Genomic DNA, 15,304 nt, shown 5'->3' with positions numbered 1-15,304 from the left:
TTACCCCATCAGTCCCGGATTGAAGATGCCTTTCGGGTCGAACTGGCGGCGCAATCCTTCTGAGATCGCAGCCAAGAGGCCAGGCTGCGGCTGGAACACGCCCAGGCGTGACCGGGTGCCCGCGCTGGCACGCACCAGCGTGGCATGACCGGGCACATTGACCCGCGCCCGCAGGTCGTTGCCTTCGGCAACCCGTGCCCAAATCAGCCCGCCGCCCCAGTCGAACTGCAGCGCTTCCGCCTCCAGCCGCGGTGCCAGCTCCACAGCATCAGAGGGTTTCACCGAGATCCGCCAGACATCGCCTTCCCTCCCGTGAAAGGCGGAGACATCACGGATGCCTTGCCAGAGCGGCTCACCCTCCGCGGAAATGCTGGTTTCGCCAAAGCCTGCCAGTTCAGCCGCCAGTTTTTTACTCCGGTAGCTCACCGAGTCCGCAAAGCCTTCCACCCGGACAAAAGCGGTCTTGCTGTCCGGATCATAGGCTGCGCCGGTCACATCATAAGGTGAGCCCAAAGACGCCGACATCGCCGCCACTGCCTGGTTCAAGCCCACGTCTGCCACTGCAACCGTAGCCATCGCTTCGGCCCGCGGCAGCACCTTGAGCGACACTTCTGTCAACACCCCCAGCGCACCATGGGCGCCGCACAAAAGCTTGACCAAGTCATAGCCGGTGACATTCTTCATCACCCGGCCGCCGTTCTTCACCGCCTGGCCGGAGCCATCGACAAAGCGCACGCCCAAGAGATGATCCCGCGCCGCCCCGGTCTGGATGCGCCGGGGGCCGGAGACATTTGCAGCAATCACCCCGCCAATTGTCGGCTCTCCCTCGGTGCCCAGCAGCCCGCGGTGATCCATCGGCTCAAACGCAAGGCGCTGGTTCTCAGCGGCCAGCAGCGCCTCCACCTCGGCCACCGGCGTGCCTGCCTTGACCACCAGCGTCAGCGCACCAGGCTCATAAAGTTCTACACCCGTCAGACTGCAGGTGCTCAGAACATCCCCCTCCACAGTTCGCCCGCGGGTGCCACCGCCCTGAATGCACAAAGGCCCGCTTGCGCCAGCAATGATTTCGGCCAATTCGGCCTCGCTCTGAGGTGTCATCATTTTCATCTTGCCAAAAATACTCTGGGGGTTTGGGGGCCAGCCCCCAAGGTTCACTCAGCTGCCAGCGCCATGCTGCGGCGGCCCTCTGTCACAGACAGCGGAAACACCTTGGCCGGGTTCAGCAGCCACTTCGGATCAAACACATCCTTGATTTTCAGCTGCGCCTCCAAATCCTCAGCCGTGTACTGATGCAGCATCAGGTCGCGTTTCTCGATCCCAACGCCATGTTCGCCTGTCAGGCAGCCGCCTGCCTCGACGCAAAGCTTCAGGATCTCGGCACCAAAGGCCTCGCAGGTTTCCAGGTCGCCGGGCTTGTTGGCGTCAAACAGGATCAGCGGGTGCATATTGCCGTCGCCTGCATGGAAGACATTGGCCACATCCAGCCCGAACTCCTGGCTCATCTCGCCGATCCGGCGCAGCACAAACGGCAGTGAGGACACCGGAATGGTGCCGTCCAGGCACATGTAATCGTTGATCTGCCCCATAGCGCCAAAGGCGGATTTGCGGCCCAGCCAGATACGCCCGGCCTCTTCCGCATCACCAGCCTCGCGCAGCTCCACAGGGTTGTGCGAGCGGGCAATGTCGATGATCAGGCCCAGCTGATGCAGGATTTCCTCTTCACTGCCCTCAACCTCGACAATCAGCAGCGCCTCGCACATCGGGTAGCCCGCCTTGGCAAACGCCTCGCAGGCCTCGATGCAGGGGCGGTCCATGAATTCGATGGCCACCGGCAGCACACCCGCCTTGATAATGTCGCTGACACAGGCGCCCGCCACCTCGTTGCTGTCATAGCCGATCAGCACCGGGCGTGCGCCTTCGGGCTTGCGCAGGATGCGCAGGGTGGCCTCGGTCACCACCCCCAGCTGCCCCTCGCTGCCGCAGATGACGCCAAGCAGGTCCAATTCTCCGGCGTCCAAATGGGCGCCGCCGATCTCGACCACGGTGCCATCCATCATCACCATGGTGACGCCCATGAGGTTGTTCGTCGTCACCCCGTATTTCAGGCAATGCGCCCCGCCGGAGTTCATCGCGATATTGCCCGCAATAGCGCAGGCGAGCTGCGAGGAAGGATCGGGCGCATAGAAGAACTCTTCCTCCTCTACCGCGCCGGAGACGCTGAGGTTGGTGCGCCCGGTCTGCACCCGGATGATGCGGTTCTCATAATCCGTCTCCAGCACTTCATTCATCCGTGCAACGCCCAGGATCACGCAGTCTGCTGTCGGCAGTGCCCCGCCCGCCAGCGAGGTGCCCGCGCCGCGCGGCACCACCGGCACGCCCTCCTCATGGCAGATCCGCAGGATATCCGAGACCTCCTGCGTGGTCCGCGGCAGCACCGCCAGCAGCGGCGGGCACTTGTAGGCGGTCAGCGCATCGCACTCATAGGCCCGGGTTTCCATCTCGTCCTGAATGACCGCATCCGGCGGCAGCGCCTTCAAAAGCCGCGCTGCAAGCGCTTGCTTGCGGGCCAGAATGGCGGGGTTCGGGGATGGCATCTGCATCGGGTTCTCCTATTTGGTAAAATAATATTACCAATTTATCCCATCTGGCAAGGGGCGGATTGCCGCGCTAGGGTCGGGCCATGATTTGGCTCGACCGTTTGACCCAGTTTTCCCTCTTTGACCTTGCTGCCCTTGCCCTGCTGATCAGCGGCTGGCTGTGGATCGGCTGGCGCATCGAGAACCCGCCTGCGGGCAAGCCGTCGGTGTCCTGGCTGATGGCGGATTTCCGGCGTGACTGGATGAAGCAGATGGTGGCGCGCGATCCGCGGATCTTTGATGCCCAGCTAATCGGCAACCTGCGCCAGGGCACAGCGTTTTTCGCATCCGCCTCGATGATCGCCATCGGCGGCGGGCTGGCTCTGATCGGCAATACCGAGCAGCTGGCGGGCGTGGCCCAGGACCTGATCCAGGACAGCGCCCCTGCTTTTGTCTGGGAGGTGAAGATCCTGGTGGTTCTGCTGCTTCTGTCCAATGCTTTCCTGAAATACGTCTGGGCGCACCGGCTGTTCGGCTATTGCTCGGTGCTGATGGCAGCGGTGCCGAATGATCCCGGCGACGCGCTGGCCTATCCGCGTGCGGCGCAGGCGGCCGAGATCAGCATCACCGCCGCGCGCAGCTTCAACCGCGGCATGCGGGCGACCTATTTTGCTCTGGCTGCGGTGGCCTGGCTGGCCGGCGCCGCAGCACTCGCCGGCGCTGTGCTCATCACCTTCGCAGTGCTCTACCGGCGCGAATTTGCCTCGCACTCCCGCATCATTCTGCTGCGCATCCCGCCAAACAGCAAAGGGGACACGGTTTCGTGACTGCCGTTTGGCCTCTCCAGGGATAAGGTGCCGCTATGAAACACCTTCTCTTGCCTCTCACGCTTTCCCTGGCCGCCCCCGCCCTTGCGGAGGAGCCGGTGATCGAAAACGCCACCGCGCGCCAGTCCGGCGACAGCTGGACCTTCAGCGTCACGCTGTCCCATCCCGATACCGGCTGGAAGCATTATGCCGACGGCTGGCGGGTACTGGACATGGACGGCAACGAGCTGGGCCTGCGGGTGCTGGCGCATCCGCACGAGCATGAACAGCCCTTCACCCGGTCCCTGAGCGGCGTGCAGATCCCGCAAGGCACCACGCAGGTTCAAATCCAGGCCCGCTGCCTGGTGGATGGCTGGGGCGAGGCGTTCTACACCCTCACCCTGCCCTGATTTCATCTTGCCTTAAACACTCCCGTCCCGCTGCCCGGCAGGCGGCTATGCTGCCGAGAGGGGAGGCATGCGCCGCAAGGCGCATTCATACCCGCTGAGAAGGCTCACACCCTGTGATACGGGCTCCCGGCCAGAATGGTGGCCGCACGGTAGATCTGCTCGGCCAGCATCACCCGCACCAGCATATGCGGCCAGACCATCTTGCCGAAAGAAATCGAGAAATCGGCTTCGGCACGCAAAGACGGGTCGATCCCGTCAGCGCCGCCGATGATCAGGGCCAGGTCCTGGCGGCCGCTGTCGCGCCAGCCGGCCAGCTTGTCCGCGAAATCCGGGGAAGAGATCACCTTGCCGCGCTCATCCAAAGCGCAGATCACCGCGCCCTTGGGCAGCGCCTTGCGAAGCAGCACCGCCTCAGCCGCCATGCCGCCGTTTTTCTTGTCTTCGATCTCCACCACCCGCGCAGGCCCCAGGCCCAGCGCCCGGCCGGTGCGGTCGAAGCGGGTGAGATAGTCGTCGATGAGGGATTTTTCCGGGCCAGAGCGCAGGCGCCCGGCCGCACAGATATGCAGACGCATGAAATTCCTGAAGCAATCCGGCCCGCACCCTGGCGCGGGCCCGCATCAAATCAGTCCCGGGTTCAGCCTTCGGCAGCGGTGGAGCCGGCAGGCATCCACATCTTCTCGAGCTGGTAGAACTCGCGCACTTCCGGACGGAACAGATGGACGATCACGTCGCCGGAGTCGATCAGCACCCAATCGCCGGCGCCTTTGCCCTCGGTCTTGCAGATGATGCCGTAGTCCTGTTTCAGGCGGTCCATCAGCTTTTCCGACATGGCAGCGACCTGACGGGTCGAACGGCCGGAGGCGATCACCATGTAATCACCGATCTCGGTCTTGCCGCGCAGGTCAATCTGCACAACATCTTCCGCTTTGTCATCGCTGAGTGAGGAGAGAATCCGCTCCAGCAGCTGTTCGCTGGTGGGCTGGGACTGGGAAGCCATCACGGCTGCCCCATTAACAGCGGCATCTGCCGCTTGAGGTACGGGTGACAGGACATAGTCCTCCTTACAACGCGCCGCCAAGCCCCGGCGCCGGGCCTGTTAATAATGTAGCAACCAAGGGGTAAATTTTCAATGAAACCCCACCCTGGCGATGCGAAGACTGTGCTTTATCCGCCATCGCCGCCGGGTGCAACCCGAACCGGCACAGGGTCGTTCAATACACGGACTTCACGCTGCGGGAAGGGGATCGAAATGCCCTCGGCCTGGAACGCATCCCAGAGCGCCAGATAGACTGCGCCGCGGATATTGGTGAGGCCGCCGGTGGGGTCGTCGATCCAGATCCGCAGCACGTAATCAACACTGCTGTCGCCAAAGCCGGTGACATGGCAGACCGGTTTCTTGCCCGCGGAACTGAGCACCCGGTCGACGGCCGAGGCCGCTTCGATGGCAATCTTGCGCACCTTGTGCGGGTCATCGCCGTAGCCGGTGCCGAACCGCAGGTCGAGGCGCACGTATTTGTCGGAGTGGGACCAGTTCACCACCTGCGAGGTAATGAGATCCTCGTTTGGAATCAGGTACTCACGCCCATCGCGGGTCACCACCGAGACATAGCGGGCGCCCAGCGCGTTGATCCAGCCGAAGGTGTCTCCAAGCGAGATCACGTCACCGGGTTTGATCGACTTGTCCAAGAGGATGATCAGACCGGAAACCAGGTTCGAGACCACCTTCTGCAGGCCGAAGCCAAGCCCCACACCGATGGCACCGGACAGAACGGCCAAGCCGGTCAGGTCGATGCCGATTGCCTTGAGCCCGATAAAGAAGGCGGCGCTGTAGAACAGGATCTGCGCCAGCTTGGCGCCCAGCACCTGCATCGAGGGGGAAATCTCAGGATTGTTGCGGATCCGGTTGGCGGCGGCAGCAGAGACCAGCCGCGCCAGCGTCAGCATCAGGCCCAGAATCACAATCGCCTGAAGCACCAGCAACAGAGAGATTCGAAGGTCGCCGAAATCAATCGCGACGCTGTTCAGCAGGTCTTCGGCCTCGGCCGTAATGCCGAGGATGCGCAGCGTGATCCAAGTCCAGGCGCCGTATTTCACCAGGTTGCGCAGCAGCGCGTTGCTGACCAGCCTTGTGGCAAAGGCGACGATCAGCCAGGCCAGAGACAGGTTGGCGATCACCATCAGAACGCGGGAACGGCTGGGCCAGGTCGCCTCCTGCATGATCAGAACCACGGCCCAGATCAGAACCACAAACAGGATCGCCCGGACCCGCTTGTGCAGCACCAGCGCCACCCGCATCCGCCAGCGCGGCCAGCCGCTGCGGCTGCGCAGCCAGTCGTGGTAGGCCCGCCCCAGCGGCCGGGCAAGGAGGGTTGCCAGCACGAAGACGGCAAAGGCAATACCGACCTGATAGGCGTTCCAGGGCCGCATCAGCATCTCGCCGCCCTGGGCTGCCAGCTCCCAGATCCGCTGGCCGAATTCCAGCGCCTCGGCGGTGCTTTCCGCCAGCGCGTCTGTCTGTTGGGTCTCTTCCTGCTCCATCACGCCCCCTTTTCAAAGCAGTCTGCCGCCCTACCGCGTTTCGATCAAGCCGCGCGGCACCATCGCCAGGCCGCCAAGGCTTTGCTAAGCTGCAGAAAACGGAGGGGCATATGGCAGAAACTGTCAAACAACCGCTGTGGATGCGCATCCTGATGTTTCTGGTGCCGGGGATCTTTATCCTGTTCGGCCTGATCGCCTTTCTCGACAGCTGGCGCTTTGTGCGCCACGCGCTGCCTGCCGAAGCTGAAATTCTGTCGGTTCGCTATGTCCATGGGACCCGCACCGATACTGTCACCAAACGCACGGTCGATGACGGCGACTATTACCCGACTGTCCGTTATCAGGATGCCGCCGGCGACTGGTGGAAGGCAGAGGTTTTTCTGCCGGTGCGCTTTACGCCTGAGGTGGGTCAGACATTCGGGATCCTGTATCATGAGGAAAACCGCGGCTGGGTGCAGGAGCGGCACGGTTTCTTCTCCACCTGGATGATGCCGCTGATCATGGCCGGGCTGGGCATTGCCGGCGCCTTTGGCATGCGGTTTGCCCTGCGGTCGATGTCGCGGGCTGATGCCAGGCGGCTGGCAGAGAAAACCCGCGGCTCCTGAACGCGGCGGGCACCAGGGGCAGGGTTTCTCTATTGAAGGACCGGCTGCCCTCTTGCACCGCATCAGACGCCAGTACCCGCCTGCGAACGAATCTTGATTGCCGGCCCGTCGGGATGTATCTGACAGCCATGACCTATGTCTTGGCCCAGAAGATCGAACTGCAAGACCGCGCACGCCTGCGCGAGCGGTTCTTTGGCGCCGCCCGCACGGTCCTGGCGCGCCTATAAGGTGCCTGCCCAGCCCAAAGCCAGCTATTTCTACAAGATACGGGAGAGGACTCATGTCCCCCAAAACACTCTATGACAAGATCTGGGATGCGCATGTTGCGCATGAAGCAGAGGACGGCACCTGCCTGCTGTATATCGACCGCCACCTGGTCCACGAAGTGACCAGCCCGCAGGCCTTTGAAGGCCTGCGCATGGCCGGCCGCAAGGTGCATGCCCCGGAAAAAACCATCGCGGTTCCGGACCACAACGTGCCGACCACGCTCGACCGCGCCGACCCGGCCACCATGACCGAGGAAAGCCGCATCCAGGTGGAGGCGCTCGACAAGAACGCCAAGGAATTCGGCGTGCACTACTATCCGGTGTCGGACATCCGCCAGGGCATCGTGCACATCGTCGGACCGGAAAACGGCTGGACCCTGCCCGGCATGACCGTGGTCTGCGGTGACTCGCATACTGCAACGCACGGCGCATTCGGCGCGCTGGCGCATGGCATCGGCACCTCTGAGGTGGAGCACGTGCTGGCCACCCAGACGCTGATCCAGAAGAAATCCAAAAACATGAAGGTCGAAGTGACCGGCAAGCTGCGCCCCGGCGTCACCCCCAAGGACGTGACCCTGGCGATCATCGGCGAGACCGGCACCGGCGGCGGCACCGGCTATGTCATCGAGTATTGCGGCGAAGTGTTCCGCGACATGTCGATGGAAGGCCGCATGACCGTCTGCAACATGGCGATCGAAGGCGGCGCGCGCGCAGGCCTGGTGGCCCCGGATGAGACCACCTTTGAATACGTGAACGGCCGTACCCATGCGCCCAAAGGTGCCCAGTGGGAAGCCGCGCTGAACTGGTGGAAGACCCTCTACACCGACGAAGGCGCGCATTTCGACAAGGTTGTCACCATCCGCGGCGAAGACATCGAGCCGGTTGTGACCTGGGGCACCTCGCCCGAGGACGTGCTGCCGATCACCGGTGTTGTTCCGGCACCCGAGGACTTTGAAGGCGGCAAGGTCGAAGCGGCCCGCCGCTCGCTCGAGTACATGGGCCTGACCCCGGGCCAGAAGCTGACCGACATCGAAATCGACACCGTATTCATCGGCTCCTGCACCAACGGCCGCATCGAAGACATGCGCGCCGTGGCTGAAGTCGTGAAGGGCAAGAAGATCAAGGACGGCATGCGCGCCATGATCGTGCCGGGCTCGGGCCTGGTGCGGGCGCAGGCTGAGGAAGAAGGCCTGGCCGCGATCTTTGAGGAAGCCGGTTTCGAGTGGCGCCTTGCGGGCTGCTCCATGTGCCTGGCGATGAACCCCGACCAGCTGTCCGAGCACGAGCGCTGCGCTGCAACCTCGAACCGGAACTTCGAGGGGCGTCAGGGCTACAAGGGCCGCACCCATCTGGTGAGCCCGGCGATGGCGGCAGCTGCTGCTCTGACCGGCAAGCTGACGGATGTGCGAGAGCTGATCTGAGCCTTTAGGGGGCACCAATGGCGTCCAGCACTTCCCTTCCAGCGGTAGCGAGCCTGTGGGTCGGCGACAGCCTGATGTGGCTGCACGAACTGTCCTTGGCCAGTTTCGTGCAGCGCGGCCACGAGGTTGTGCTGTTTTACACCGGCAAGACCGCGCCGCGGGTTCCGGCAGGTGTCCTCACCTGCCCCGCGGCGGAGATCTGGGACCCAGCCGCGGCAGGGCATGGGGACGCGCCTGCTTCGATGCTGTCGGATCTGTTCCGCCTGTATCTCTTGAAGCAGACGGAGATGATCTGGATCGACACCGATATGCTCTGCTACCGGCCATTGCCGGATGTGGACTATCACGTGGGCTATGAGCCGACGCGGTCGATCAACGGCGCGGTGCTGCGGCTTCCTAAGGACTCGGCAACCCTGAACCATCTCCTGGACTGGTTCGAGGACCCCGGGTTCGTGCCCCCCTGGCTCAACCGCAAGATCAAGAAAGAGGTGGAAGCCGCCCCGCCCGGCAAACGGCTGCTGACAGCGTTCGAGCTGCAGCGCCCCTCGCTGGGCCCAAGGGCGCTGGACTACACGCTGAACGAAACCGGCGAAGTAAAGCATGTGCGCGAGCCGGATGTGTTCTATCCGATCCGCGGCGTTCTGACCGACGTCCTTTTCAGCGGCAATTGCCAGGAGGACGGCTGGCTCACCGACGATACGCTGGCCATCCACCTCTATGCTTCAATGGTGCGCCGTTACCACAAGGCGCACCGGCCCGAAAAACACAGCTTCATCGCCCGCCTGGCGGAAGAGATCGGCTTTGATCTCAGCGGTTTGAAGCACCAGAAACAAGGAAACGAGTAATGGAAAAGTTCGAGAAACTGCAGGGCATCGCAGCCCCGATGCCGCTGGTGAACATCGACACCGACATGATCATCCCGAAGGTGTTCCTGAAGTCCATCCAGCGCACCGGCTTCGGCAAGAACCTGTTCGACGAGATGCGCTTTAACCGCGACGGCACCGAAATCGAGGATTTCGTGCTGAACAAGCCGCAGTACCGCAACGCCGAGATCCTGGTGGCGGGCGACAACTTCGGCTGCGGCTCCTCGCGCGAGCACGCGCCCTGGGCGATTGCCGACTTTGGCATCAAGTGCATCATCTCCACGTCCTTTGCCGACATCTTCTTCAACAACAGCTTCAAGAACGGCATCCTGCCGATCGTGCTGCCGCAAGAGCAGGTCGACATCCTGATGGCCGACGCGGAAAAGGGCGAAAACGCCCGCATGACCGTGGACCTGGAAGCGCAGGAGATCACCACCTCGGACGGGGAAGTGATCAAGTTCGAAGTGGACGCGTTCAAGAAGCACTGCCTGCTGAACGGCCTGGACGATATCGGCCTGACCATGGAAAAGGCGGACTCGATCAAGAGCTTCGAAGAGCAGGCCGCACAGGCACGTCCCTGGGTCTGATTCCAGCCTTTCTTTTGCAAACACGTCAGAGCCGCCCCTTCCCGGGCGGCTCTGCCTTTTTGGCGGCACCGCCAGAATCGCGCCGCATTTCCGCCGCAATTCAGCCAGGGCGGCTGCCTTGTGCCGCTCAGGGGCGCGCCCACAGCATGTGGTAGAACACCCGCCAACCCCCTCAAATTCCATCACTTCGCTGATGCAATCCCGCACCAGTCCGCCTGCGAAAGTGCGCCCGGGCCTGCCGCTGCCCCTTGAGCGGAAAGCCGCCAGCCGGCAACAATGGGGCAAAAATGAGGCAGAGCACCCTGACCGCATCAGGGCGCTTCACAGCTGGAACCAGGGAGAAAAACACCCGGTCCGGTTTGAAGGGAAACATAGACGTGTTTGCACGCATCACAGGCGCGGCGTTCCGCGGCATATTAGTGGCCATGCTGTTTGCAATGCCGTCTTTGATTCTGCCGGCATCCGCCACCGATTCACCTGAAGTCATCCTGTTCATCGCGCTTCTGGGTTCGGCCCTGGCCTTTACCGAATACTACTCGCACTTCCCCAGCTTCGTCGAATTCCGCAGCGCGCCGCCGATCAACCGGATGCGCTTTGCCGCCGCGGCTGCCACTGTTGGCGCCTTGAGCCTGCTGGCAGCGCATCCGCTGGCGCCAACCGGGCTGACGGCGCTGGTGCAGCAGCTGGGCGGCTGGCTGGGCGGCCAGCTCAGCTTTGCCTATTCGCCGGTGCAGCTGACCGTTCTGATGATGCCCGCGCAGGCACCCGAAGCCACAGTGCTGATGGTGCGGGACGCCGCCGCACTGGCCTGTGCGGTATCGGGCATGGCCATTGCCCTGTTTGCGCTGGTGATCCGGGTCGGCCACTGGCCGGTCGGCAGCGGCGCCTTCAATGTCTGGATCAACCTGCCCCTGTTCGACCCCACCACCGGCGGCGATGTTGTGCAGCGGCTGCAGCGGGACGCGCGGATCAACATCATCTGCGGCGTGCTGCTGCCGTTTGCGCTGCCCGCCGCGGTCAAGCTGGGCTCCGGGCTGGTCGATCCGGGCATGCTGGCAGCCCCGCATATGCTGGTCTGGGTGATCAGCGGCTGGGCGCTGGTCCCTGCTTCGATGATCATGCGCGGCATGGCCATGCTGCGCATCGCCGGGCTGATCGCACAGAAACGCCGCGCTGCCTGCAGCGCCGCGGATGAGGCGATGCAGACCGCATGAGGCAGCTGGCGGCAGGTCTTCTCCTGTTCCTGGCCGCCGCTGAGGCCCAAGCCGAAACGCTGCGCATCGCTACCTTCAACGCCGAGCTTTCCCGGGACGGCCCCGGGCTGCTGCTGCGCGATATCGAGCGGGGCCAGGATCCGCAGATAGACGCCGTCGTGGAAGTGATCACAGCAGTGCAGCCCGATGTGCTGGCGCTGCAGGGGATCGACTGGGACTATGAAAACCGCGCCCTAGCAGCACTGGCGGACCGGCTGGCACAGTCCGGCCTGTCCTATCCGCATTTGGTGTCGCTGCAGCCTAACGCAGGCTTTCCGCCGCCAGAGCCGCTGGACCTGGATGGCGACGAACGGGCTGAGGGCCCGCGCGACAATCAGGGCTATGGCCGGTTCCGCGGTGAGGGCGGTATTGCGCTTTTGTCCCGGCTGCCGGTGGACCGGGACGGCATCCGCGACTTCTCCGGACTGTTGTGGCGGGACCTGCCCGGCGCGCAGCCGCCGCAGCACCCGGACGGCAGCCCCTACCCGTCTGCTGAGGCACAGGCCGTGCAGCGGTTGTCTTCCACAGCGCATTGGCTGGTGCCGGTCGAATTGGGTGGCGGTGGATGGCTGAATGTCATGACATTCCATGCCAGCCCGCCGGTGTTTGACGGGCCTGAAGACCGCAACGGACGGCGCAACCGCGATGAGATCCGCCTGTGGCAGCTGCTGCTGGACGGCAAGCTGGGATCTGTGCCTGAAGGGCCCTTTGTCATTGCCGGGGATGCCAACCTTGACCCGGTGCAGGGGGAAGGCATCAAGCCTGCAATCCGCGGCCTGCTGAAGGATCCCCGCCTGCAGGATCCCCTTCCCGAAAGCGCGATTGGCGGGCTGGCGACAGTGGATTGGCCCGGCATCGGGCAGATGAGGGTGGACTATGTTCTGCCCGCAGCCGGGCTGCGCGTCGCCGCCAGCGGTATCGCCTGGCCCGAGAGCGCGGACGCGCCTGCTGCCGTGGCCAGCCGCCACCGGCTGGTCTGGGTTGATATCGCGCTGGACTGACCCATTCCGATCCCAGGCAAATCCTCCTAAAACCCCATATTTTCCGGGGCCGTTATTGACCCTGCCCCGCTGTCCCGCTAGGCCCGTGCCAGCTGTTTTTAGGAGGATCCCCATGCCCAACCCATCGATTCTGATTCTGCCCGGCGACGGGATCGGCCCCGAAGTCATGACCGAGGTGCGCAAGATCATCTCCTGGTTCGGCGACAAGCGCGGCCTGCAGTTCGATGTGAGCGAGGATCTGGTTGGCGGCGCGGCCTATGACAAGCATGGCAAGCCGCTGGCGGATGAGACCATGGCCAAGGCGCAGGAAGTCGACGCGGTGCTGCTGGGTGCAGTGGGTGGCCCCGCCTATGACGATCTCGACTTCTCGGTGAAGCCCGAGCGCGGCCTGCTGCGCCTGCGCAAGGAAATGGACCTCTATTCCAACCTGCGCCCGGCGCAGTGCTTTGACGCGCTGGCGGACTTCTCCTCGCTGAAGAAGGACATCGTCGCAGGCCTCGACATCATGATCGTGCGCGAGCTGACCTCGGGCGTCTACTTCGGCGAGCCCCGCGGCATCTTCGAGGAAGGCAACGAGCGCGTCGGCATCAACACCCAGCGCTACACCGAAAGCGAGATCGAGCGCGCGGCACGTTCCGCGTTTGAACTGGCGATGCGCCGGAGCAAGAAGGTCTGCTCGATGGAGAAGGCCAATGTGATGGAGAGCGGCATCCTGTGGCGCGAGGTGGTGACCCGTGTCGCGGCGGATTACCCGGAAGTCGAGCTGTCGCACATGTATGCTGACAACGGCGCCATGCAGCTGGTCCGCGCACCCAAGCAGTTCGACGTGATCCTGACCGACAATCTGTTCGGCGACATCCTGTCCGACTGCGCCGCAATGCTGACCGGCTCGCTGGGCATGCTGCCGTCCGCCTCGCTTGGCGCGCCGATGGAGAACGGCCGCCCCAAAGCGCTGTACGAACCCGTGCACGGCTCCGCCCCCGACATTACGGGCCAGGGCAAGGCCAACCCCATCGCCTGCATCCTGAGCTTTGCGATGGCGCTGCGCTACAGCTTTGACCAGGGCGTCGAGGCCGACCGCCTGGAAGCCGCGGTCGAGAAGGTTCTGGCCGATGGCGTGCGCACCGCGGACCTGCTGGGCGAGGAAGGCGTGGAGCCGGTCTCCACCAGCCAGATGGGCGACGCCGTAATCGCGGCGCTCGAAGCAAGCCTCTGATTTACGGGCTTTTCCCGCTGGATTTCAAAGCCCCGCCCGGCCACCGGCGCGGGGCTTTTTCGTGACAGATTTTCCGCCGCTGGCTAGTGTAAAAAGAATCCTCAAAATCCGCATCTTTCTGTGGAATCGCCCTTGTCAAAGCCTGCGCCCTGAGCTATTTCGCCCTCCACGGTCGGAGTGTAGCTCAGCCTGGTAGAGCACTGTCTTCGGGAGGCAGGGGTCGGAGGTTCGAATCCTCTCACTCCGACCAATAAAACAAGGCGCCCTAAGGCGCCTTTGTTGTTTTCAGCGAAGTGGCCGCAACGATATTCGCAACGTTTCATGCGGTGGATGTGCGCATTCGTTGCCAGGGCGCGTCAAATTTTCCAGTCCATGATCCCGGCGGCCTTCTTCAGCGCATCCGGACTGTAGGATCGGTAGACGTTCTCCAAGGTCTCGCGCGAGGTGGCAAAGTAGGCTGTCGCGTCTTCCAGGGTCATGCCCCTTTTGAACGCCCAGGTTACTGCCGTATGCTTGAGGGTGTGGGGCGTTACGTCCTTCAGTTCGGCGCGCTTGACAGCGGCTCGGAAGGCCTTATCGATCCGGTGTATCGGGGTGTTCTTGAAGGACACCACGTGGCTTCCCTCCTGTGCCCAAGTTTTCATTTCCTCGTGGAGCGTGGCGGGCATCCTGACCAAGCCTTTGCGCTTCTTGGTTTCAGCCTCGGCCTTGCCGAGAAAATGGATCACACCAGTGTCAAGGTCGACCCAACCACTATCCAGGGAAGGCATCCACTTCAGTCGCGTGATCGCCGTCTTGCGGCGCCCAGTATAGAGCGCAATCTTTATGAACCTCTGGACGTGCGGTGCGGAAGCGCCCAACAGACGCTGCACTTCTTCCTCAGTCAGCCAGCGGTCATTCGCAACCCCCTTTTCCGGCAAGGTCACAATCGGAGCATAACTGATCCTGCGCGTCGCCAAGGCGTATTTAACCGCGGCATTCAGCGTCGTCATCTCGCGCCGAACGGTCCAAGCTGCACATTTTCTCCAGGCCGTGTAACCACGACACCTATCGATGTCGATTTCCGACACTTTCAGGTCACCCCAGTAAGGCGACAGAGCCTGAATTGTGTATAGTAAACGATCCTTGTCGCGCACCGTCTTCATCTTGGCTTCACCGTAGTGCACCAGGACTTCACCGACGGTGATCTCACCCGGCTCGTAAACATGACCATCCTGTCGTTTCTTCCGTGCGATGTAATCGCTCAGGACTTCTTCTGCTTCCTTATGAAATCCGTCACCAAAACCTGTCCGGATCTGCTGCCCTCCGTCGAGGATGACCCAAGCGCCATCGTCTTTGCGCTGGAAGAGTCGGGCCGGTTTGCGTTTGCGTGGCATGTGGAAACGAACCTCTCCAGTTCTTCACGTGTCATGTAAAAACGCTGCCCAATCTTGGTCGCGTTAATTTGTCCATGGTGGATCATCGTCCTAACCGTTCTGGACGAAATGGTGCGGTGCAAAGCTGCTGCAAAATCTTCAACAGTCAAAAACGCTTCGTCAGCGCTCATGCTGGCCTCCCTGGGTCGGCGAGAACATCGGCGGGGTGTTGCAGAACATGCGGATGGTAAAGGATGGTTTCTTGCGGGCCTCATGCTGGATGCTTTTGCTCATTGCGAGAACAACTCCTGTTTTCATGTTAACAGAATACTCTATAGCAACTGCGACTTCGGATGCGCACCGAGTCCCAAAGGAAAATATTAAATGCATGATTTTAATGAACA

General features: G+C 62.6%; 16 protein-coding genes, 1 tRNA gene and 1 pseudogene. 11 read left to right on the top strand and 7 right to left on the bottom strand.

Annotated features, from left to right (window positions below; genetic code table 11):
• Together RA20_RS12335 and RA20_RS12330 are read right to left on the bottom strand one after the other, a co-directional pair.
• Complete coding sequence (locus RA20_RS12335; protein ID WP_039129041.1) at nucleotides 1-1,098, bottom strand: FAD-binding protein; 1,098 nt, start codon at nucleotides 1,096-1,098, stop codon at nucleotides 1-3.
• A gap of 53 nt (nucleotides 1,099-1,151) precedes the next feature.
• Nucleotides 1,152-2,600, bottom strand: coding sequence for an FAD-linked oxidase C-terminal domain-containing protein (locus tag RA20_RS12330; protein WP_039128978.1), 1,449 nt, complete (start codon nucleotides 2,598-2,600; stop codon nucleotides 1,152-1,154).
• Between the two features lie 80 nt (nucleotides 2,601-2,680).
• On the opposite strand from RA20_RS12330, the gene RA20_RS12325 reads away from it, so the two are divergent.
• Both RA20_RS12325 and RA20_RS12320 read left to right on the top strand, forming a co-directional pair.
• Entirely contained in the window at nucleotides 2,681-3,403 is a 723-nt protein-coding gene (locus RA20_RS12325; protein ID WP_039128975.1) for a DUF599 domain-containing protein, read from the top strand.
• Between the two features lie 35 nt (nucleotides 3,404-3,438).
• Nucleotides 3,439-3,792 (top strand): hypothetical protein, encoded by a 354-nt coding sequence (locus tag RA20_RS12320; RefSeq protein ID WP_039128972.1) that lies wholly within the window; start codon nucleotides 3,439-3,441, stop codon nucleotides 3,790-3,792.
• A 104-nt stretch (nucleotides 3,793-3,896) separates the two neighbouring features.
• Here the strand turns inward: RA20_RS12320 and rlmH are convergent, their stop codons facing one another.
• The 3 genes from rlmH to RA20_RS12305 form a co-directional block, all read right to left on the bottom strand.
• Nucleotides 3,897-4,367 carry a 23S rRNA (pseudouridine(1915)-N(3))-methyltransferase RlmH gene (gene rlmH / locus RA20_RS12315; protein ID WP_039128969.1) on the bottom strand — a complete coding sequence of 157 codons (471 nt, stop codon included), beginning with the start codon at nucleotides 4,365-4,367 and terminating at the stop codon, nucleotides 3,897-3,899.
• Nucleotides 4,368-4,429: 62 nt separating this feature from the next.
• Entirely contained in the window at nucleotides 4,430-4,792 is a 363-nt protein-coding gene (gene rsfS / locus RA20_RS12310) for a ribosome silencing factor (protein ID WP_039128967.1), read from the bottom strand.
• 167 nt (nucleotides 4,793-4,959) lie between these two features.
• Complete coding sequence (locus RA20_RS12305) at nucleotides 4,960-6,333, bottom strand: mechanosensitive ion channel family protein (RefSeq protein ID WP_039128964.1); 1,374 nt, start codon at nucleotides 6,331-6,333, stop codon at nucleotides 4,960-4,962.
• A 110-nt stretch (nucleotides 6,334-6,443) separates the two neighbouring features.
• On the opposite strand from RA20_RS12305, the gene RA20_RS12300 reads away from it, so the two are divergent.
• From RA20_RS12300 to RA20_RS12260, 9 genes are all read left to right on the top strand, one after another.
• Nucleotides 6,444-6,938: a DUF3592 domain-containing protein gene (locus tag RA20_RS12300; RefSeq protein ID WP_039128962.1), complete on the top strand. Its 495-nt coding sequence runs from the start codon at nucleotides 6,444-6,446 to the stop codon at nucleotides 6,936-6,938.
• A 128-nt stretch (nucleotides 6,939-7,066) separates the two neighbouring features.
• Complete coding sequence (locus RA20_RS12295) at nucleotides 7,067-7,165, top strand: isopropylmalate isomerase (RefSeq protein ID WP_241482250.1); 99 nt, start codon at nucleotides 7,067-7,069, stop codon at nucleotides 7,163-7,165.
• A gap of 53 nt (nucleotides 7,166-7,218) precedes the next feature.
• Nucleotides 7,219-8,625 (top strand): 3-isopropylmalate dehydratase large subunit, encoded by a 1,407-nt coding sequence (gene leuC / locus RA20_RS12290; protein ID WP_039128955.1) that lies wholly within the window; start codon nucleotides 7,219-7,221, stop codon nucleotides 8,623-8,625.
• A gap of 17 nt (nucleotides 8,626-8,642) precedes the next feature.
• On the top strand, nucleotides 8,643-9,470 hold the full coding sequence (locus RA20_RS12285; protein WP_152618502.1) for a hypothetical protein: 828 nt from the start codon (nucleotides 8,643-8,645) through the stop codon (nucleotides 9,468-9,470).
• Nucleotides 9,470-10,075, top strand: a complete 606-nt coding sequence (gene leuD / locus RA20_RS12280) for a 3-isopropylmalate dehydratase small subunit (protein WP_039128950.1) — start codon at nucleotides 9,470-9,472, stop codon at nucleotides 10,073-10,075. Before RA20_RS12285 ends, leuD begins: the two co-directional genes overlap by 1 nt.
• A 377-nt stretch (nucleotides 10,076-10,452) precedes the next feature.
• Nucleotides 10,453-11,289, top strand: coding sequence for a hypothetical protein (locus RA20_RS12275; RefSeq protein ID WP_039128949.1), 837 nt, complete (start codon nucleotides 10,453-10,455; stop codon nucleotides 11,287-11,289).
• The gene (locus RA20_RS12270) at nucleotides 11,286-12,329 is read left to right on the top strand and encodes an endonuclease/exonuclease/phosphatase family protein (protein ID WP_039128946.1); all 1,044 of its coding nucleotides are present in this window, start codon (nucleotides 11,286-11,288) and stop codon (nucleotides 12,327-12,329) included. Before RA20_RS12275 ends, RA20_RS12270 begins: the two co-directional genes overlap by 4 nt.
• Before the next feature lie 112 nt (nucleotides 12,330-12,441).
• On the top strand, nucleotides 12,442-13,545 hold the full coding sequence (gene leuB / locus RA20_RS12265; RefSeq protein WP_039128944.1) for a 3-isopropylmalate dehydrogenase: 1,104 nt from the start codon (nucleotides 12,442-12,444) through the stop codon (nucleotides 13,543-13,545).
• A 173-nt stretch (nucleotides 13,546-13,718) separates the two neighbouring features.
• Nucleotides 13,719-13,795, top strand: a tRNA-Pro gene (locus RA20_RS12260).
• A 106-nt stretch (nucleotides 13,796-13,901) separates the two neighbouring features.
• Here the strand turns inward: RA20_RS12260 and RA20_RS12255 are convergent.
• Together RA20_RS12255 and RA20_RS26390 are read right to left on the bottom strand one after the other, a co-directional pair.
• Nucleotides 13,902-14,921: a tyrosine-type recombinase/integrase gene (locus RA20_RS12255; protein ID WP_039128941.1), complete on the bottom strand. Its 1,020-nt coding sequence runs from the start codon at nucleotides 14,919-14,921 to the stop codon at nucleotides 13,902-13,904.
• Nucleotides 14,922-14,980: 59 nt separating this feature from the next.
• Nucleotides 14,981-15,091 (bottom strand): annotated as a pseudogene (locus tag RA20_RS26390) (hypothetical protein); the annotation flags it as partial.
• Nucleotides 15,092-15,304: the final 213 nt, after the last annotated feature.

It is taken from the genome of Leisingera sp. ANG-Vp (assembly GCF_000813725.1).
GTDB lineage: Bacteria > Pseudomonadota > Alphaproteobacteria > Rhodobacterales > Rhodobacteraceae > Leisingera.
The sequence above is the reverse complement of the archived record's forward strand: the minus strand, read 5'-3'. Positions and strand labels throughout refer to the sequence as shown.